This is a genomic window from Caballeronia sp. ATUFL_F1_KS4A (assembly GCF_023630905.1).
In the GTDB taxonomy this organism is placed as follows: domain Bacteria; phylum Pseudomonadota; class Gammaproteobacteria; order Burkholderiales; family Burkholderiaceae; genus Caballeronia; species Caballeronia zhejiangensis.
This window is the reverse complement of the sequence record NZ_JALQEB010000029.1, coordinates 307,564-325,723: the sequence shown is the minus strand read 5'-3', so window position 1 is coordinate 325,723 and position 18,160 is coordinate 307,564. Positions and strand designations below refer to the sequence as shown.

17 protein-coding genes are annotated in these 18,160 nt (G+C 62.3%); 7 read left to right on the top strand and 10 right to left on the bottom strand.

What is annotated here, in order from left to right; translation table 11 throughout:
- Nucleotides 1–161 precede the first annotated feature (161 nt).
- From NCS03_RS16715 to NCS03_RS16685, 7 genes are all read left to right on the top strand, one after another.
- A complete protein-coding gene (locus NCS03_RS16715) occupies nt 162–1,166 on the top strand; it encodes a fatty acid desaturase (protein ID WP_250529420.1) in 1,005 nt (334 codons plus the stop codon).
- A 25-nt stretch (nt 1,167–1,191) separates the two neighbouring features.
- Nucleotides 1,192–2,004: a phosphate/phosphite/phosphonate ABC transporter substrate-binding protein gene (locus NCS03_RS16710; protein WP_250529419.1), complete on the top strand. Its 813-nt coding sequence runs from the start codon at nt 1,192–1,194 to the stop codon at nt 2,002–2,004.
- Between the two features lie 123 nt (nt 2,005–2,127).
- Complete coding sequence (locus NCS03_RS16705) at nt 2,128–3,123, top strand: LLM class flavin-dependent oxidoreductase (protein WP_008353522.1); 996 nt, start codon at nt 2,128–2,130, stop codon at nt 3,121–3,123.
- A 241-nt stretch (nt 3,124–3,364) separates the two neighbouring features.
- Entirely contained in the window at nt 3,365–3,610 is a 246-nt protein-coding gene (locus NCS03_RS16700) for a hypothetical protein (RefSeq protein WP_008353523.1), read from the top strand.
- A gap of 364 nt (nt 3,611–3,974) precedes the next feature.
- Nucleotides 3,975–4,307 carry an H-NS family nucleoid-associated regulatory protein gene (locus NCS03_RS16695; RefSeq protein WP_008353524.1) on the top strand — a complete coding sequence of 111 codons (333 nt, stop codon included), beginning with the start codon at nt 3,975–3,977 and terminating at the stop codon, nt 4,305–4,307.
- A gap of 463 nt (nt 4,308–4,770) precedes the next feature.
- Nucleotides 4,771–5,175: a helix-turn-helix domain-containing protein gene (locus NCS03_RS16690; RefSeq protein ID WP_008353526.1), complete on the top strand. Its 405-nt coding sequence runs from the start codon at nt 4,771–4,773 to the stop codon at nt 5,173–5,175.
- A 49-nt stretch (nt 5,176–5,224) separates the two neighbouring features.
- On the top strand, nt 5,225–5,830 hold the full coding sequence (locus tag NCS03_RS16685; protein WP_008353527.1) for a copper-binding protein: 606 nt from the start codon (nt 5,225–5,227) through the stop codon (nt 5,828–5,830).
- 235 nt (nt 5,831–6,065) lie between these two features.
- Here NCS03_RS16685 and NCS03_RS16680 read toward each other — a convergent pair whose 3' ends face one another.
- The 10 genes from NCS03_RS16680 to NCS03_RS16635 all read right to left on the bottom strand — a co-directional run bounded on the left by NCS03_RS16680 (nt 6,066) and on the right by NCS03_RS16635 (nt 18,130).
- Entirely contained in the window at nt 6,066–6,899 is an 834-nt protein-coding gene (locus NCS03_RS16680) for an ABC transporter ATP-binding protein (protein ID WP_250529418.1), read from the bottom strand.
- A 29-nt stretch (nt 6,900–6,928) separates the two neighbouring features.
- Nucleotides 6,929–7,696 carry an ABC transporter permease gene (locus NCS03_RS16675; RefSeq protein ID WP_250529417.1) on the bottom strand — a complete coding sequence of 256 codons (768 nt, stop codon included), beginning with the start codon at nt 7,694–7,696 and terminating at the stop codon, nt 6,929–6,931.
- A 63-nt stretch (nt 7,697–7,759) separates the two neighbouring features.
- Nucleotides 7,760–9,583, bottom strand: a complete 1,824-nt coding sequence (locus NCS03_RS16670; RefSeq protein WP_250529416.1) for an OmpA family protein — start codon at nt 9,581–9,583, stop codon at nt 7,760–7,762.
- Nucleotides 9,584–9,748: 165 nt separating this feature from the next.
- Nucleotides 9,749–10,762 (bottom strand): COX15/CtaA family protein, encoded by a 1,014-nt coding sequence (locus NCS03_RS16665; protein ID WP_250529415.1) that lies wholly within the window; start codon nt 10,760–10,762, stop codon nt 9,749–9,751.
- Nucleotides 10,763–10,795: 33 nt separating this feature from the next.
- Complete coding sequence (locus NCS03_RS16660; RefSeq protein ID WP_008353533.1) at nt 10,796–11,482, bottom strand: hypothetical protein; 687 nt, start codon at nt 11,480–11,482, stop codon at nt 10,796–10,798.
- A gap of 1,135 nt (nt 11,483–12,617) precedes the next feature.
- Nucleotides 12,618–13,631 carry a rhamnose ABC transporter substrate-binding protein gene (rhaS, locus tag NCS03_RS16655; RefSeq protein ID WP_008353534.1) on the bottom strand — a complete coding sequence of 338 codons (1,014 nt, stop codon included), beginning with the start codon at nt 13,629–13,631 and terminating at the stop codon, nt 12,618–12,620.
- A 52-nt stretch (nt 13,632–13,683) separates the two neighbouring features.
- Nucleotides 13,684–14,688 carry an ABC transporter permease gene (locus tag NCS03_RS16650; RefSeq protein ID WP_250440552.1) on the bottom strand — a complete coding sequence of 335 codons (1,005 nt, stop codon included), beginning with the start codon at nt 14,686–14,688 and terminating at the stop codon, nt 13,684–13,686.
- Nucleotides 14,681–15,721: an ABC transporter permease gene (locus NCS03_RS16645; RefSeq protein WP_502801525.1), complete on the bottom strand. Its 1,041-nt coding sequence runs from the start codon at nt 15,719–15,721 to the stop codon at nt 14,681–14,683. Before NCS03_RS16645 ends, NCS03_RS16650 begins: the two co-directional genes overlap by 8 nt.
- Complete coding sequence (locus tag NCS03_RS16640; RefSeq protein ID WP_250440551.1) at nt 15,721–17,235, bottom strand: sugar ABC transporter ATP-binding protein; 1,515 nt, start codon at nt 17,233–17,235, stop codon at nt 15,721–15,723. The genes NCS03_RS16645 and NCS03_RS16640 overlap by 1 nt, the downstream gene beginning before the upstream one ends.
- Nucleotides 17,236–17,245: 10 nt before the next feature.
- Nucleotides 17,246–18,130, bottom strand: a complete 885-nt coding sequence (locus NCS03_RS16635; RefSeq protein WP_250529414.1) for an amidohydrolase family protein — start codon at nt 18,128–18,130, stop codon at nt 17,246–17,248.
- Nucleotides 18,131–18,160 lie beyond the last annotated feature (30 nt).

The following is an 18,160-nucleotide window of genomic DNA, read 5'->3' as shown; positions in this document are numbered from 1 at the left end:
GCGCGCTTGCGAGGATGAAGGGACAAAGCATAACGTGCGCCGATGCATGGTCAAAAATCGGATGCATATTGCGTCGAATGCGAAATCCTTAGCCGGATTCCTTGGTTGGGAGGCGTGCGACGCGCCGCTACCATGGCCCTTCGCCATTTTCGACGTCCGCCATGCCCCGCTATCTCGACGACGCCCAATGCCAGGAACTCCAACGCCAGCGCGAAACCTGGCGCTGGCGCAGCGAATGGCCGACGTGGGCGGTCGCCGTCGCGATCTACGGCGGATGGTTCGGCGTCGCGCTCAACGCGCGCGCGATCGGGCTGGTTCCGGCCGTCGCGCTGCTCGCGGTGCTGTCGTGCTGGTATATGTCCCTGCAGCACGAGCTGATGCACGGTCATCCGACGCGCTGGCCGCTCGTCAACATGCTTATCGGCATCGCCCCGCTCGCGGTATGGTTTCCGTATGAGGTGTATCGCGAGTCGCATCTGCGGCATCACGACGACGCGCATCTGACCGAGCCGGGACGCGATCCCGAGAGCTATTACGTGACGCCCGAACAGTGGGGGAGCGCGGGTCCCGTCCTGCGCGCCGCGCTCGCCGCGCGCAATACCTTCGCGGGCCGGATGCTCATCGGGCCGTGGTTCTCGATCGCGGCATCGTGGCGCGAGGCGGCGCAGGCCGTCGTCGAGCGGCGCTGGAAAATCGGCGCGAGCTGGATCGTGCATCTCGCGTCGCTCGTGCTGCTCGCGAGCTGGCTCGACACGCGATGCGGCATTCCGTGGCGCGCCTTCGTGTTCGGTGTCGGCTATGCGTCGCTCGCGCTGGCGTCGATTCGCTCGTTTCAGGAGCATCGCGCGGCGGAGAGCCATAGCGAACGCACGGTCGTCAACGAGGCTGCGTGGCCGTGGCGACTGCTCTTTCTCAACAATAACTTTCACGCCGTGCATCACGATCTGCCGGGCGTGCCGTGGTTCGCGCTCGGGCGGATCTATGCGCGGCGGCGCGATGCCTATCGCGCGAGCAACGGCGGTTTCGTCGTGCGCGGATACGGCGAATGGGCGAGCCGTCACGCGTTCGCGCAGGCTGCTGAACCGGTGCATCCGTTCGCCGCGCCGGACGCATCTGCCGATCGACGCCGCGACGCGCGCCGCGAACCCGCGCGTCTCGCGAGCTGACGCCTCCCACGGTACGATTCGCGTCATGCACTGGATCGCCGCCCTGCCGATGTACAACGTCGCGCCCGCGCTCGCCGCGGATTGGCGCACGCTGCTCGAACGTGTCCGCGAGCAGCTCGCGGACTGGCTACGCGCACGCGGCGATACGCTCGAGATCGTCGATCCCGGTGCGGATCTCACCGCGTTCTGGCTGCGCGAGGACGTGTTGTTGTCGCAAACCTGCGGCTATCCGCTCGTGCATGCGCTCGCGAATCGCGTGCAAGTCGTAGGCGCGCCCGATTTCAACGCGCCCGGCTGCGAAACCGGCGCTTATCGCAGCGTGATCGTCGTCGGGGCGCGTGTCGGCGCGCAATCGGTCGAAGACTGCCGAAACCTGCGCGCAGCCTACAACGACGACGATTCCAACAGCGGCATGAACCTTTTCCGACACGCCGTCGCTCCTTACGCGCACGACGGGCGCTTTTTCGCGTCGGTGACGAAAACCGGCGCGCATCTCGCGTCGCTCGCCGCAATCGCCGAAGCGCGCGCTGACATCGCCGCGATCGACTGCGTCACGTTCGCGTTCGCGCAGGCGCATCTGCCCGAATTGACGGCGGGCGTGCGCGTGCTCGACGTGACCGCCGGCGCGAGCGCGCTGCCGTTCATCGCGTCGCTGCGCGTGCCGCCGGATTCCATCGACGCAATCCTCGACGCCCTCGCCGGTGCACTCGCGGACGACCCCGCGCTCGCCGCACGGCTGAGGCTCAAAGGCATCGTCAGACGCACACAGACGGACTACGCGGCCATTCTCGACTACGAGCGCGAGGCCATCGAGCGCGGCTATCCTCGCCTCGCCTGACACTTCGCCCCACGGTGCATTCCGGCAGATTCCGCGGACTTTCGGCACAATCGGTCTTTTCAGCGCGTGAAACCAGCGCGATGCCGGATGCATCGCGATCCGTCACGCTTTCGGAAAGCCGCAATGATCCCCTTCTCGCTACTCGACCTTTCCCCGGTTCCGCTCGGCTCGACGCCGGCCGACGCCTTCGCCCATTCGCTCGATCTCGCCCAGCACGCCGAGCGCTGGGGTTATCTGCGCTACTGGCTCGCCGAGCACCACAACATGACGGGCATCGCCAGCGCGGCGACCGCCGTCGTGATCGGCCATATCGCGGCGGGCACGAAGACGATTCGCGTCGGCTCGGGCGGCATCATGCTGCCGAATCACGCGCCGCTCGTGATCGCCGAGCAGTTCGGCACGCTGGCTTCGCTGTTTCCGGGACGCATCGATCTCGGACTCGGACGCGCACCCGGCACCGACCAGACCACGGCGCGAGCGCTGCGCCGCGACCTGCACGGCAGCGCCGAATCGTTTCCCGATGACGTCGTCGAATTGCAGCGCTACTTCGCCGATCCGGTCGAAGGCCAGCGCGTGCGCGCGGTGCCCGGCGCCGGCCTGAACGTGCCGATCTGGCTGCTCGGCTCGTCGCTGTTCTCGGCGCAACTCGCGGCCGCGCTCGGGCTGCCGTTCGCGTTCGCGTCGCATTTCGCGCCGGATTATCTGCTGACCGCGCTCGAGGTCTATCGCAAGCAATTCCGCCCTTCCGCGACGCTGCAAAAGCCCTACGCGATGGTCGGCGTGAACGTGTTCGCCGCCGATACCGCCGATGAAGCACGCTTTCACTTCACGTCGCTGCAGCAGCAGTTCATCAATCTGCGGCGCGGCACGCCCGGACAATTGCCGCCGCCGGTCGAGTCGATCGCGTGGAGCGACGCCGAGCGCGCGGGCGTCGAGCATTCGCTCGCGTGTTCGGTCGTCGGCGCGCCCGCCGATGTCGAAGCCGGGCTGCGCTCGGTCATCGATCAGACGCAGGCCGACGAGCTGATCGTCACCGCGCAGATCTTCGATCACAAGGCGCGTCTGCGCTCGTTCGAGCTCACGAGCCAGGCGCGCGACGCGATCGGCGCGAGCGCCTGAAACATCGGCCTGAGCAGAGAAAATTAGGGGTCGCAAGGCTTCGACGGGTCTCCCGCTTTACGCGCGCGCTTTTGACAGGCAATAATGAGATACCGGAGGACGGCGCGGGCCGCGCCATCCTTCGCGTCCGCTTCACTTGCCAAGTTGAAACTCCGCATGGCGCGCCCGGTATTCGTGCATGCCGGTGTTCGGCGCGGCGACACAACAACAACGACGTCGCAAGACGGGAGGAAGAATGTCGATGCCGAGAAGCGCCGCCACTGGCGCCATGACGCTCCTGACGGAATACGACGATGCCAGCGGACAGGAAGTGCGTTCGCTGCGCCTCGAACCGGCAGCGGACGGCAAAGCCGTACTGCTGATTGAAATCGACGAGCGCAAACCCGGCATTCACCGCGAAGTGCGTTATGAGATTACGCCCGCGGAGCTGATTGCCGCCATTCGCGCGCACGGTGCCGAATTACCTGGGGAACAACACAGTCGTTAAAACGTTTTAATAGTTGCCATCGGCAGCATACAATAGAGTTAGCGAGGTTTCGGCCGCCATGCGGAATTGGCGGAGCGGCTTCGCCATCGGTTCGTGGCTCCCCACGTGACGTTCCGCGCGCTTCCCGTTCGCGCGTCCGTCACGGCGATGCTCGGGCGGGCGAACGTTCGCATTGGTGGCAATGCACACATTAAAGGCAAAGTCATCGCGCGAATTAATAGGCGTGCGGTAATACACTAATTGACGCGTGCCATGCACTGCGTCACGCTTCATAAAACACATATATTCAAGTCATCGAACCGCCCCGGTCCGCGCGGGGTTTCGGTTCGTCCTCTGAAAATCAAAAAGCTGAATCAGGAAAGCCGTGGACGAAAGAAAGCGAGACAGCATCATTGCGTATTTGCGCAGCCGAATGGCTGAGTTCGGCATTTCGGAAAGAGCGTTGGCCGAAGCATTGGCCGAAGCGCCGGCGGAGAATCCGCCGCCGCCCTCCTTCACCAAGACCAACGGGACTCATGGCGCACCCAAGGCAAAGCGGCCGATGCCGCAATTGCCCCTGATACCGCATTCGTCGGATGCCGGGGCGCCGATATTCCGAAACGCGAGCGGCGATACGTGGGACGGCATCGGCGATATGCCCGAGTGGCTCAAGCGTGCGGTGCACGCCGGACAGGACATCGAGTTTTATCGCGTTTGAGCGTCGTCGGCACATTGCCGAGGCAGGCCGCGCCTCGCTGGCGGCGGTTCGCGCGCGTCCTTTGAAACGCAGACCCGGTACATTGCGCCCAGCGCGCTCGCCGGTCGCGTTTTCGCTGCTCATAGGCAGCGTTCATAGGCAATTCACAGGGATTTATCAAGCCCAAAAAATTTTCGCCGATGGTTGCCCATCGAGCCTGAAAACGTTTATTGATACTTCTCTGTAAGTCGGCTCCTATTCGAGCCACGCATCGGCCTGACGTCAAGCACGCCCGATCAAGTCCCGCCGTCTCCATTCGACCAGGGGGCACGCATGAACGCATACGGACGCCGCAACGTTGCACCCGCCGCTCGCCGGCATCGACCGGCACAGGAACGCGCGCGAGGCACCGGCTCGGGTTCGCACAGTGGCGCCTGACGTCCCGGTCAACCGAAGTAATCCTAACGATCGAGCGGCGCGCGCCATGCTCTCCCGTCCCGACACACTGCCGAGCGTCGTGCGGCGCATGACGGCCGGACGCATGCTGCTCGGTGGCGCGTCGGTCGAGGCGGTGGCCGAGGCGCTGCATCTTTCCTTGCAAACGGTGCGGCGTTACAAGGCGATCGTCGACGAAGGCGGCCTCGACGCGCTCGGCAAGATGGGCGTGGGCGGGCGCGCGTCGGTGCTGGATCGCGAGGCGCTCGACTGGATCGCCGCCGCGCTGCGTGGGCCCGCGCGCGCGCACGGTTTCGAGAGCGATACGTGGACCAATGCGCGTCTGCGCGAACTGATCGAGCGGCGCTACGGCGTGCGTTACTCGCGCGTCTATATCTGGCAGATCGCGACGAACCTCGGGCTCGGACATTTGCTGTCGAAGTCGCGCCGCTGAGCGCGTTCCGCAAGTTGACTGAAGCAACACGAACATAAGGAGGCACGGCATGTTCCGCTCGTCATCTCAAGCTTCGCATCGTTCGGTCAGGATTCTCGCCGCCTGCGTGGCGCTCGCTCTCGGCGCGATCGGAAGCGCATCCGCCGACGATGCCGCGTCCGCCCCGACGACGCGCGGCGCGGCGGCCATCGCGCAGGTGCAGGCGCGCGTAGTCGGCATCGATCCGACGACGAACAGCGTGTCGCTGCAGGGTCCGGGCGGGCGCGTCGTCGAAGTGGCGGTGAATCCCGAAGTCGGCGATGTGAAGAAACTTCAGCTCGGCGATATCGTGAACATCGAATATCGCAGCGCGGTGCTCGTGAGCGCGACGAAGGTGAAGTCGAACGGCATCCGCGAGCGCATCGACACGGACGCGTTGATTCCCGCGTCGGGGGGCGTGGCGGCGGAGGCGCGCGTCGTCGAGGTGATCGGGACGATCGAGCGCGTCGATGCGAAGAACCGGCGCATCACGCTGCGCGGGCCGAACAAGACGGTGACGCTGCAAGCCGCGCCGGATGTGCCGCTCGCCGGGTTGAAATCCGGGGATATGGTGCACGCGCGGTTCGAATCGGCGACCGCCGTGCAGGTGATGCGCGGCGGCCAGGGGATCAAATGAATGTGTGCGGTTGTCCACAGTTTCGGGCACACACCCGCAGACATCCCGGTAGGCCGTACGTAACCGCCTGAATCACTCGGATTTGGTAACGAACCGGTGCTGATGCCACGCGAGCCGCGTTAGAAATGCATTGAAAGGGGCGGTAGGCGCCCCAACATCGAGAAGCGTCCAACGTTCGCCCCGCCCCTGCGCCGGGCTGTTCACCCGAGCTCCCGGCGCGCGATTCAGGCCTGAGTTAAAGCAGTGTCTTGAACCGATCTATGATGTTCTCGCGCAGCGTCGCAAACTGAGGAAGCTTTTGCTTGTCGGGCCGCCAAGCCAGGCCCATCTCCATCAGATCATAGCAGTCCACGATGGTGGCGCCAGGAAGGGGCTGACCTTGGCCATCACGGGTTCGTCCAAGTACGCAAATGGTGTCTGAGATGTATATGGCCGCATCGATGTCGTGCGAAATTACAATGGTTGTGCTCCATTCGTGTTTTTGCGACACAGTCAGCAGCGTATCGCAGACCATCTGCTTCGCTTGCGGATCCAGGCCCGAGAACGGTTCGTCCATGACTAGGAAGCGCGAGCGGTTTAGCAACTGCTGAATAATGGCGACGCGTTGGCGCTGCCCACCGGAAAGTTGCATTGGATATTTGGAGGCCTGATCGGCCAGCTTGAAATCACCCAGGTAATGGTCGACGGCCTCTCGCGTCTTGTTCGCCCGCTTGGCGGCGATCAACAGGTTGTCCACCACAGTCCGGTGGTTGAACAGGGGATAGTGCTGGCCGACCATACCCACGTCGCCGGCGTGCACGTGCTTGTCGCCGTGTTCGGCTTGGATGCTGACGGTACCGGTCGCTGGTGACTGTAGCCCCGCAATGCAGCGCAACAGCTGAGTTTTTCCAATGCCAGACGGGCCCAGGATCGTCACCACCTGACCTTGGGTCAGGTTCGGGCGAACGATATCGTAGATCTTGAGATTGATGCCACGAAGAATTGGCCTGTCGTAGTGAACGCCGAGGTTCTCGATGGACATGAGGCATTCAGAGCGGGTGTAGCTGTAATCGGCAACGGTGTCGGACATGGCGTAGGAACTCTCTGCTTGCGGTCGGTTTATTCGGTGGCCAAATAGGGACATACGGATTGACGCACCCAGCCCAAGAACCAGTCCTGCAGAAGGCCGTACAGAAGGATAGTGATCTGAATCGCGAAGACGCCGTCCAGGTTGAAGTAGCGGTTCTGGTTGAGCAGCATCACGCCCACGCCGCCCGAGGAACGCACCAAGCCTTCTACCATGGTCAGCAGCGTCCAGCCGACGGCCGCGTTTTGCCTGACGAGATCAAGGATTGTGTCGAGCTTGCCTCGCAGCACCAGCTCATAGGAAATGCGCCAGCCGTGCATGTCCAGGGTGCGGCAATGGTCGATGCTGGATTGCGGGATGGCCTTCACCTCGGCCATCAAGCTGGTGGTCATGAATACGGTCATGCCGAAGGTGAGCAGGCCCACCTTCAGGTCGTCACCGTTCTTCGTGAGCAGCGTGAAGATGTAGGTGAGGCCGGCGAAACCGAGAAAGCGCAGCGCAGCCATGAATTTGGCGAAGGGCCAAAACAAGGGCGCGGTCGAAAGAAAGACGATGAGCGTCGACAATAGTCCCGCGGCAACCAATGAAATCAGGCTGGTGCGGATGCTTTCAAGCAGGTTCGGCAGAAGGCCTTGGTTGACGATGAGCTGCCGCCAAGCCTCGATGATGCCAACCGGAGAAGGCAGCCACGTGGCTCTCAGCGACAGCCAAATCCCCAGCGTAACGGCTACTTGTACGCCGATAAGGACAACGATACTGCGACGACTGAACCACACATAGGGAGTCCAAAGTGCTCTCATCAAATCTCCTAAAGGAACGGGCGCGTATGCGCCCGTTCTTTGAAACATCCACAAATGAAAAGATCAGGTGCCTGTCTGAACCATGCTGATATCGACTCGGCGATTCTTAGCGCGGCCCTCGGCCGTTGCGTTGTCAGCCACCGGCTGCGCATCGCCGTAGGCGCGCACGCGGATACGGCCTTGCGGGAAACTGCTGGGTGCATTCATCTGCAACCAGGTCTGCACGGCTTCGGCGCGCTTGCGCGACAACTGCAGATTGGCGCTGCTGTCGCCCACGTTGTCCGTATTGCCGGTGATAACCACGGACAGGCCGGACACGGAAATCTGGTTCAGCAGTTCCTCCAGGACAGGAATAGCTTGCGGTTTAAACGAGGCCTTTCCCGTATCGAATTCGATGGACCAGGATTTTTGCGTCACCGTTCGCTGTACCACCGCATCCTGGCGGAACGTGGGCATGTCGGCCGTAGTGACCGGGGCGCTCGGTTTGGTGGCTTCCGCGACGCGCTGCAAGTACGCGGTGTTCACCGCCTGCGCGTAGGGAACCAGGTTCGGCATGATGTCGGGATAGAGCTTCTTGCTGATGCCGCCATACACTTCGTAGACACGCTTATAGACCGAATCGTTGCCGTTCAGGCCGAACAGAAACTGGTTGTCCGCCAGGTTGTTCGTGGTGGACCCGCCTAGGTCGACCATGAGGCCCTGCTTGTCGCGTTCAGTGACGCCCTTGAAATACTTGGCCCACCACTGCGGCGTCTGTTCCTTGTGTACTTTCACCAGCACGGCCGAACCCTTGAGGAGCTCTGAGTCATCGCCGCGGCCAAGCGCGCCCTTGATGCGGTCGGACGCATCGAACGTGGCCGCCAATATGTTGCTGACGACATCCGGATTCCTCTCGGCCCATTGTTTGTTCACGATGAGCGTGGACGGCATCTGCCACATGTATTCCTTGGTCGATGCCACTGACACCAGGCCACCTCGGTTCATGGCGACCTTGACGTCACCTGGCGTCCAGGTTGCCGTGCCGTTCTGACAGACGCGACGCTTTTCTGCGGTGCGTTTGCCACCTTGCGTGACCGTACGCTCTTCGCAATACCCGGAAATGTACTTTTCATCGGCCTCGGCGAAGCTTGAGGTGGCGACGAAGTTCATGGCATCCGGGTCGTAGGTCTGTTCGTTCGGATTGACGGGGATGCCGTTATCGCCCGCCCACTTGACGCAGATGTTCCAATCACCGTCGCGCAGCACGGCGCCAATCAGTGAGCCCCGGGCTTTCTGTGGATCCGAACGAACGTCCGGTGGAAGCATGCAGCGGTCTTCGCCACGCGAGTAGCCGACCGCACCGACCACTTCGGCGGACTGACCGAACTTGCTCAGTACATCGTCGGTCGCCGCAATGAAGGCCGGCACACCATCGCCCATGATGATCACCATCGGCGTGCCATTGCTCGGGTTGGCAGTGCCTCCCTTATAGTCCTTTGCAAAGCTCGCCATTTCCTCGGTCATCCGGCCGTAGTCGTCCTGCCGTTCGATAAGAAGCTTGACGCCGCGCTGGCCCAGCAGACTGTTCGGCGTGGTTTCCGCATCGCCGTTGGCGTACATCAGCGCGGAGGTGGCGTTCCACGGAATGGTAAGCAGGCGGACGGGGCGGTTCATGCTTGACGCACCGAGGTCGTAGCTCGAGACGTTCGAGCCGCTTATCGGCATTCCGCTCCGGTCGGAGGGACTGTTCGGCAGCGCGCCCGTGGGAACGTCCGCCGTTACCGTCGTGCTCGAGGGCAGTTTCGAAGTGCCCAGCCAGCCGTTCTGATTTGCCACGGTGACGCCGTAGCCTAGAGCACCGACGATGGCGGCAATGAGGATGAATTTGGGAAGTGGTTTGAGCTTCATGGCTGAGTATTGTTCAAGTCGTTGAATGACTGGTCCGGTCGCGGTGCATCGACGCAAAGAGCGCGCGTTCGACCGTTCTCTGGCGATACGCCATTACCAGCGTCATCGATTGGATCAGGCGGAAAAATTTCAAAGAACGGCCTTGGCGCTTGAGACAGTCATGCGTCAAGACTCCGGTGGAAGTGACTCCAGAAATCGCACTTCCTGGCTGGAAGCGGCGGCGCTCGACGCGCGGCCCGGATTGAGCGAGGCGACGGTGTCCTGATCCATTAACAGGTTGTTGCTGTTGCGCTCCCACTCCTCGAGCTTCTTCATCGCGTCGGCTTCGAACACACCGTTCTCCAGGTCCATGCCCGAGACGAAGGATTCGGACACGCGGACGAAGTCTTCGATCTGGCCGATCTTGCTCGCATAGTCGACAGCCAGGTACTCCATGGATGCGTTGTACATGTCGCGCCCTGCGTCCTGCCCCTTGAGGATGCGCATGGCTGCACTCATGGCGCCGTGGGCGGAACGCGTCATTTCCCGCCGCTCCGTTTCCACACGTACCTCGTCCTCCATGTCGGCGATCATGGTTCCGGCGTAATCCTGGTAGCGCGTCAGCACGTTGAACAGAAACTGGGATTTCTGTTCAAGGTCAAGATAGGTCATGTTGGCCTTCTCCAATCGACCATGCTGACGTGATTGCAATAGTAGTTGTTGGTTGTTACCGACTTTCTGCGCCTGCTGCGCGATTTTCAGCGCCTGCTGCGCCTCGCATTCGTTCTTCTTGATGATGTTCTTGAGACGTTGGATGACGCCATTGAGATCGCTGATGCGCGCATCCATCACGGATTTGCTCTTGCGCAAATCGCTGATGTAGTTCTTCAGGATGCCGATTGGATCGATTTCAATGAGAAGACCAGTGATCCAGCGCATTAGGCTCTTGTACGCGTATGCGATCAGCGTCCGGAAGCGCGGGTCGAACACGACATAAAGAATGGCGGCCAGCGCCACACACGTCAAGACGAGAGTTAGCGTATTGGTCGCGATGGACACCAGGTACGGAAGCAGCTTGTACAGCACGGTGATGCCGCCCACACCAAGCAGCGCGGCCACCACCATGCCCATCGTTCCTTCCGGGCGCTCCCAGAACGTTTTGGGCGTGAAACCCTGGGGTGAGAGGTTGCCCTTGTCCATAATGCTCCTGCAGCGGTGTTGGGTTGAAACGAATTAGTCGGTGGCTAACGCCTTGACGTTTTTGCTTTGCGCGGCGAGCCAGTTCTTTTCGTGCTCGACGGCTGCTGAGAACTGCTCGCTAGCGCGGTCGAGTTCGGCTGTCTGGTTTTGAATCTCGACCTTCAGATGAGTTATCTTTTTCTGCTGGGCGTCGATAATTTCCTGCTGCCGGTTCACTTCCAATTGCGCGGCGTCGATTAACGATTTGGCATCTTCGAGACTTTTCTCCCGCTGACCGACTCGTTGTTTGCGTTCGCGGTCGGATTCCTCGCGAAAGCGCAGGCTTTGTGTCTCGAGGTCACGCGCGTGCAGGTCGATGTCCTGCAGCAGGTTGGGTATTGAGCCGCCACTTTGCTGGAGCACAGCGAAGGCCGCTCTCAGGCGCGAGGTTTCGTCGGGGATGACCTTTTCGAGCGCCTGCATGTTGGTTGCGAGTTGACGAAACCCCGTCGCGCGGCTCATCACGGCTTCGTGCAGCCGAGGCGTCATAGGGTTATCCGCCGCAGACGCTGCCGCTTGTGTCGCTGCGGTTGGTTGGTTTGGGGTGACGTTTGGATTGGAACTGCCGGCGTCGCCTTTGGGATTTTCGACGAAGATGGCTTCGCGCAGGCTGTCCGTCAGACGGCCAAAGACTGAGCCAATACCGCCTTCGCCCGTCGTATGCTTCTCCCCAATCGACATGAGATTTCCTTTTCTAAGTGATGTCTGCGGGGCGTGATTGAACCGCAGTGTCGGAGGATAGGGGTCACGGCGGCAAGACGTTGCGTAAAGCGGGTGTAACTGGCGGTGTCCACCATCACCTGCCGATGCCGTGCCCGATGCCATCGACCGTTGTGTGCCCGATGGCGCTTAATGAGCCGGTTTGCGCTTTGGCCATTCTTCGGTGCTTACGCCGCTTCGGCGACAACCGACAACACGAATTCCATCAGAAAGTGGCTGACATAGAGCCCCGGACAGTGATCGTATGTCCTGTAGATTGAGGGCGCTATCGGATATGTCCGAATGCCCTAGCGATGGATTCCGCATTCGGAAGTCGATGGACGACTCGGCGAGACACACGTATCTCCATTCGGCACGCTAATGGCCCAGATCGCGCGGTGGAAGGCGCGACGCAGACGCTGGCGTTGCTCGACCAAGGCGTGTCGCACATCTGGCCAAACGGACGAGTGGTTCGCGACCAGGCGCGAGCGCGCCATCGCTGCAATGTTTTGCTGTTCACGCGCGTCGCGTTTCTGCGCGGCGGGGTTGATCCCGGATCCGATCTGCGCCTTTACGTCGATGAACTTGAAGCGAATGTCCTTGAGGGTGACTTTAGGCCACGTACCACGGCTGTTTAATTCTCGGCCCCTTCGAATCGGAAGCGATAGCGGAAGGACACGCTGATTTTGCCGTCAAGCCCTATGCGGACCTTGCCCGCGCCGTTTTTGCTGTCGCGCAGCTTCCGGCCATCGTCGGCGACGGTCAGGTCCGTGAGTTGAAGCTCACTGAGTTGAATCGTTTCTGTTCCCAAAATGTTCCCGGTTGGCCGGGTATCGGAAACACTGTACGGTCAAGTTAGGCCGTATATCACTAGTCTCAAACGCCTTTAGTTCAACAAGTTAGATGTTCGGTCGACCGCACAGGAGGCGTAGCAACGCAGCAAAAACCTATCCACAGTTTTTGTGGAGAGCCTTGTGGATAGCCGTGGGAGCATCGCCTCAACGCTTTGATCGCAAAGGCTTTTCCTTCGTGCATCGACAACGCGGCAGCCGCTGAAAAACGAAACGCCCCGCAGGGCGTTTCGTCATCCTCTCAGGCTCGAAGCGCGCCCTTCGCGTCAGAAATTGAAGTTGTCGATATTCGCGGCATCGAAGGTCGTCGGCGGGCCGAGAATCACTTCCCCGCTCTTGCCCACCGTGCGCTTGCCCAGCTTGCCCGCCTCGAACGAATCGCCTTCCTTGCCGGTGATCGTCCCCGATGCGAGATTGGCCGCCGCGAACGCCGCGAGATAACCCAGTTGACCCGGATCCCACAACTGGAACGCCTTGACCGTGCCGTTCTTCACGAACGCGCGCATCTGATTCGGCGTGCCGAGGCCCGTCACGACGACCTTGCCCTTCGCCGGCGAACTGGAGATATAGCGCGCCGCCGCCGCGATCCCGACCGATGTCGGCGCGACGATACCCTTCAGGTTCGGATAAGCCTGCAACAAGCCCTGCGTCTCGACGAAGGACTTCTGATCGTCGTCGTTGCCGTACGCGATCTTCACGAGCTTCATCTTCGAATATTCGGGCTTCTTCAGTTCCTCCTGCATCCACTTGATCCAGGTGTTCTGATTCGTCGCATTGGGCGTCGCCGAGAGAATCGCGAATTCGCCCTCGCCGCCGATCAGCTTCGACAGCAACTGGATCTGTCCGCGCCCGATCGCTTCCGAATCGGCCTGATTGACGAAGATCTGCCGGCCATCGGGCGCCGTGTCCGAGTCGAAGGTCACGACCTTGATCCCTTGCGACATCGCCTTCTTGAGATACGGCACGACCGCGTTGGCATCGTTCGCCGCGATCACGATCGCGTTCTGCCGCTGCGTGATGAGCGTGTTGATGTAGCTCACCTGCGACGACGCGCCCGCATCCGACGGACCCACGACCTTGCCATCGCCCTTGAGCTCCTTGATCGCGGCCATGCCGCCGTCGTCGGCGATCACTTCGTACGGGTTGTTGATCTGCTTCGGCAGGAAAGCGATCTTCAGGCCGCTCTTGATATCGGCGGCGCTTGCCGAAAGCGCCACGGTCGCCGCGAGAAAGGCCGCCGCCAGCGCCGGCCCGCGCAGGAATCGATGAGGTTTATTCATGTTGGCATGTCTCCTGTCATTGCGCATTGGCTGCGCTGGTTGATTACGACGTTCAAAGCGCCTGCGCCATCAGACGCTTCTCGCGCGCGGCCCGCCAGCGCGCGACGAGATTCGGGATCAGCACCGACGAAAGCAGCAGCGCGCCCGTCACGATGGTGAGCGTTTCGCTCGATACGTCCGCGAGCGTCAGCGCATTGCGCAGCACGCCGATGATGACGAGCGACAGCAGAACGCCGATCATCGAGCCGCGTCCGCCGAAGATGCTCACGCCGCCGAACAGCACCGCCGCGATCACCGAAAGCTCGAAGCCTTCGCCGTTGTCGCCGCGCGCGCTCGTGAAGCGCAGCGTGTAGACGATGCCCGCGAGCGCCGCCATCGCGCCCGACATCATGAAGAGCTTCAGCTTCGTCTTCGCCACATCGATGCCGGAAAATTGCGCGGCCGTCGGATTCGCGCCGATCGCGAAGAGGCTGCGGCCGAAAGGCGTCGCTTGCAGCAAGACCGTGAAGATGATCGCGCCTGCAATGACGAGGACGAACGGCATCGGCAGGAAGGTGTCGCCGACCGTATCGATGCCGAACGCCGTGTACGACGCGGGAAAATCCGCGATCGCCTGATCGCCGAGCAGCACGTACGCAAGGCCGCGAAAAAGCGCGAGCGTGCCGATCGTCACCGCGAGCGATGGCAGACTGAAGCGCACGATCACGAGGCCGTTGAGCAGGCCAGCAAGCGTGCCGAACGCGAGCACGAGGACGATCACGAGCGGCATCGGCAAGCCCATGTGCCACAGCACGCCCATCAGCGCGCTCGATGCGCCGAGCACCGACGCCACCGACAAATCGATCTCCGCCGCGACGATGACGAGCGTCATCGGCAGCGCGATCAATGCGATCTCGGTGAAGTCGGCGAGCATGTTCGAGATGTTCGCCGTCGACAGGAACAACGGCGACAGCACGCGCCCGGCGACGAGCGATACGACGAGCACGATCGCGAGCATCGCTTCCCATTGCAGAGGGCGGCGTTTCGTCGTGGACAGAGCGGAATCGGGTTTAGCCATGATCGCGTTTCCTCATCATGCGGCGCGCGACGGAACGCGCGAGCAAGGTATCGAGCGCGATCGCCGCGACGATCAGCGCGCCTTGAATCGCCTGCTGCCAGAACGGCGACACGCGCAGCACCACCAGTGCGATGTTGATGACACCGAGCACGAGCGCACCGAGCGTCGCGCCGGCGATGGTCCCGACGCCACCCGTGATCGCGACGCTGCCCACGACGGCCGCGGCGACGACTTGCAGTTCTATGCCCTTCGCCGTGCTGGCATCGACGGTGCCGAAACGCGCGAGCCACAGCACGCCCGCGAGCCCCGCGATCGCGCCGGAAAGCAGGAAGCCGATCATCACGCGGCGATCCACGCGTATGCCCGCAAGACGCGCGGCCTCGGGATTCGAGCCGATCGCATAATGCTCGCGGCCGCCGCGATACTGCTTCAGATACACCGACAGCGCGATCAGCACGACGAGCGCGATCAGCACGAGATTCGGCACGCCGATAAGCGAGCCCGTCGCGATGGACGCGAATGCGTCGGGCAGGCTCGTCGCGTTGATCTGGCCGCCGTGGACCCACGCGTAATCCGCGCCGCGCACGATATAGAGCGCCGAGAGCGTCGCGACGAGCGACGGCACGCGCCCGAACGTGACGAGCGCGCCGTTCACCGCGCCGATCACGAAGCCGATGCCGATTCCCGCGAACATCGCCACGATCACCGGCATGTGCGGGAACATGACGAAGAGGCTGCCGACGCCATACGCGCTCACGCCGACGACCGACGCCACCGACAGATCGATATGCCGCATCAGCATCACGATCGTCATGCCCGCCGTCAGCAGGCCGATGATCGACACGTTGAGCAGCACGTCGCGCAGGTTCTGCAGGTTCAGGAAATCGGGCTTCACCGCGGCGGTCGCGCCGATCAGCACGAGCAGCACGATGAAGAGCGTCAGCTCGCGGCTCTTCGCGATCGTGACCGCGAGGCTTTCGCGCTTCGTATCGGCGGCGTGCATCGCGGGGAGTGAAGATGTATGTCGAGTCATCATGCTGCGTGCCCCAAAACGGCAGGCGATGCGCCCAGCGCAGCGCTCATTACGCGTTCTTCGTTCGCCTCGGCGCGCGCGATATCGGCGCTGATGCGGCCTTCGTGCATCACGAGCACGCGATCGGCCATGCCGAGCACTTCGGGCAGCTCGCTGGAAATCATCAGCACGGCCATGCCTTCTCTGACGAGTTCGGCGAGCGTGCGATACACCTCCGCTTTCGCGCCCACGTCGATGCCACGCGTCGGTTCGTCGATGACGAGCACCTTCGGATTCGTCGCGAGCCATTTGCCGAGCACGACCTTCTGCTGATTGCCGCCCGACAGCGTGCCGACGGGCGCATCGAGATCGCTGGCCTTCAGACGCAGGCGCTTGCCCCAGTCGGCGGCGAGCGTCGATTCGCTTCTCGCCGTGATGAGCCCGTGGCGCATCAATCGGCCGAGCACCGTCAGCGATGCGTTGCGCGCAATGCTCAACTCCAGCGCGAGCCCTTGCGCGCGACGATCTTCCGGCACCAGCGCGAGCCCGGCGCGCACCGCCGCCGCCGGATGCCCGAGCGCGAGCTTCTTGCCGGCGATCTTCACCTCGCCGCCATCGACCGGATCGATGCCGAAGATCGCGCGCGCCACTTCGCTTCGTCCCGCGCCGACGAGTCCCGCGAGCGCGACGATCTCGCCCGCGCGCACATCGAAGGACACGTTCTTGAACACGCCTTCGCGCGTGAGATTGCGCACCGAAAGACGCACGTCGCCGGGCGCGACATCGGCTTTCGGATAGAACGTGTCGAGATCGCGGCCGACCATTTTGCTCACGATCGCATCGATGTTCATGTTCTCGGTGAGCGCGTCGTGGACCTTCATGCCGTCGCGCATGATCGTCATGCGCTGCGTCAGCGCGAACACTTCATCGAGACGATGCGTGATGAAGAGAATCGCGGCATCGCGCTCGCGCAACGCACGCACGATCGCGAAGAGCCGCTCGACTTCGGGCAGCGAAAGCGCGGCCGTCGGCTCGTCCATGATGAGCACGTTCGCGTCGAGCGACAGCGCCTTCGCGATTTCCACGACTTGCTGATCCGCGATCGACAATCCGCGCACGAGCCGTTGCGCGCGCAGATTCACGCCGAGCGACGCGAGCAACGCATCGACTTCGCGATGCATCTCGTCGTAGCGAATGCGCCCGAAGCGATCGCGCGGCTGGCGGCCCATGTAAATGTTCTCGGCGATGGAAAGATCGGCGAAAAGCGTCGGCTCCTGATAGATCACGGCGATGCCCGCATCGCGCGCTTGCGCCGGATTCGCGAAGCGGCGCGCCTCGCCTTCGACGAGCAACTCACCCGCATCCGGCTGATAGACGCCCGCGAGCAACTTCACGAGCGTCGATTTGCCCGCGCCGTTTTCGCCGAGCAGCGCGTGCACTTCGCCGGGAAAGAGTTGCAGGCTGCCGTCGCCGAGCGCGCGCACGCGGCCGAACGATTTGCTGGCGTGTCTCAGTTCAAGACGTGGCGTCGTCATGTCGTTTTCCTCAGATGCGGTAGATGCGTTCCGCGTTGCGCACGAAGAGCGCTGCTTTCTCGCTGTCGCTCGCGTCGGCGACGATGCGCGCATACGCGTTCCACAACGCCGTGTACGTGCCGAACAGCCGATCCACCGGAAAGTTCGATGCGAACATCGCGCGCTCGACGCCGAACGTATCGATCGTCTCGTGCACGTAAGGACGCAGGCTTTCGATAGTCCAGCCGTGATCGAACATCGCAAAGCCGCTCAGCTTCACCGCGACGTTCGGGCAAGCGGCCAGCAAGCGCATGCCGTCGCGCCACGCGCGATAACCTTGCGTCGATGCGCGATCCACGAACATGCCCGCATGATTGACGATGAATTGCGTATCCGCATGCTCGCGCGCGAGTTGCGCCGCCTCTTCCATCTGCGATGGATAAAGCTGCAGATCGAACGACATGCCGAAGCGCTTGAGCAAGCCGAAGTGCCTGCGCCATTGCGGCTCGCGCATGTAATGACGCCCGACGTAGTCGTAGAGCTTGCTGTCATGCACGTTGAGAATCTGGCGGATGCCGCGCGTATTGGCGAACGCCGCATGCGCTTCGAGCACTTGCTGCGCGTTATCCGCCGACAGATCCGCGCCCGCGACGATGCCGTTCGGCATGCCTTCGATATCCGCGATCGATTGAAGCCAGCGCGTTTCCTCGACGGGATCGGCGGGATCGTGATTTGCATCGACGTGCACGAGCTTCAGCACTTCGATGTCTTCGGCATCGCGCAGCAGATCGGTGAGCAGATAGTCGTGCTGCAAGTCGCGCGCATCGCCGACGAACGACGTCTGCGGATTCGCAAGCCACGGGTAATGATGCGTCTTCAAGTCCCACAAATGAATGTGCGGATCGACGACCTGCATGATGGCGTTCCTCGCGAAAGAGGCGAACGT

Coding starts and splice junctions, on each gene's coding strand:
- NCS03_RS16675 (WP_250529417.1), bottom strand. CDS start 7,696: ATGAGAGCACTTTGGACTCCCTATGTGTGGTTCAGTCGTCGCAGTATC.
- NCS03_RS16660 (WP_008353533.1), bottom strand. CDS start 11,482: ATGTCGATTGGGGAGAAGCATACGACGGGCGAAGGCGGTATTGGCTCA.
- NCS03_RS16710 (WP_250529419.1), top strand. CDS start 1,192: ATGCACTGGATCGCCGCCCTGCCGATGTACAACGTCGCGCCCGCGCTC.
- NCS03_RS16645 (WP_502801525.1), bottom strand. CDS start 15,721: ATGACTCGACATACATCTTCACTCCCCGCGATGCACGCCGCCGATACG.
- NCS03_RS16690 (WP_008353526.1), top strand. CDS start 4,771: ATGCTCTCCCGTCCCGACACACTGCCGAGCGTCGTGCGGCGCATGACG.
- NCS03_RS16715 (WP_250529420.1), top strand. CDS start 162: ATGCCCCGCTATCTCGACGACGCCCAATGCCAGGAACTCCAACGCCAG.
- NCS03_RS16665 (WP_250529415.1), bottom strand. CDS start 10,762: ATGGACAAGGGCAACCTCTCACCCCAGGGTTTCACGCCCAAAACGTTC.
- NCS03_RS16640 (WP_250440551.1), bottom strand. CDS start 17,235: ATGACGACGCCACGTCTTGAACTGAGACACGCCAGCAAATCGTTCGGC.
- NCS03_RS16680 (WP_250529418.1), bottom strand. CDS start 6,899: ATGTCCGACACCGTTGCCGATTACAGCTACACCCGCTCTGAATGCCTC.
- NCS03_RS16670 (WP_250529416.1), bottom strand. CDS start 9,583: ATGAAGCTCAAACCACTTCCCAAATTCATCCTCATTGCCGCCATCGTC.
- NCS03_RS16685 (WP_008353527.1), top strand. CDS start 5,225: ATGTTCCGCTCGTCATCTCAAGCTTCGCATCGTTCGGTCAGGATTCTC.
- rhaS (WP_008353534.1), bottom strand. CDS start 13,631: ATGAATAAACCTCATCGATTCCTGCGCGGGCCGGCGCTGGCGGCGGCC.
- NCS03_RS16650 (WP_250440552.1), bottom strand. CDS start 14,688: ATGGCTAAACCCGATTCCGCTCTGTCCACGACGAAACGCCGCCCTCTG.
- NCS03_RS16705 (WP_008353522.1), top strand. CDS start 2,128: ATGATCCCCTTCTCGCTACTCGACCTTTCCCCGGTTCCGCTCGGCTCG.
- NCS03_RS16635 (WP_250529414.1), bottom strand. CDS start 18,130: ATGCAGGTCGTCGATCCGCACATTCATTTGTGGGACTTGAAGACGCAT.
- NCS03_RS16700 (WP_008353523.1), top strand. CDS start 3,365: ATGCCGAGAAGCGCCGCCACTGGCGCCATGACGCTCCTGACGGAATAC.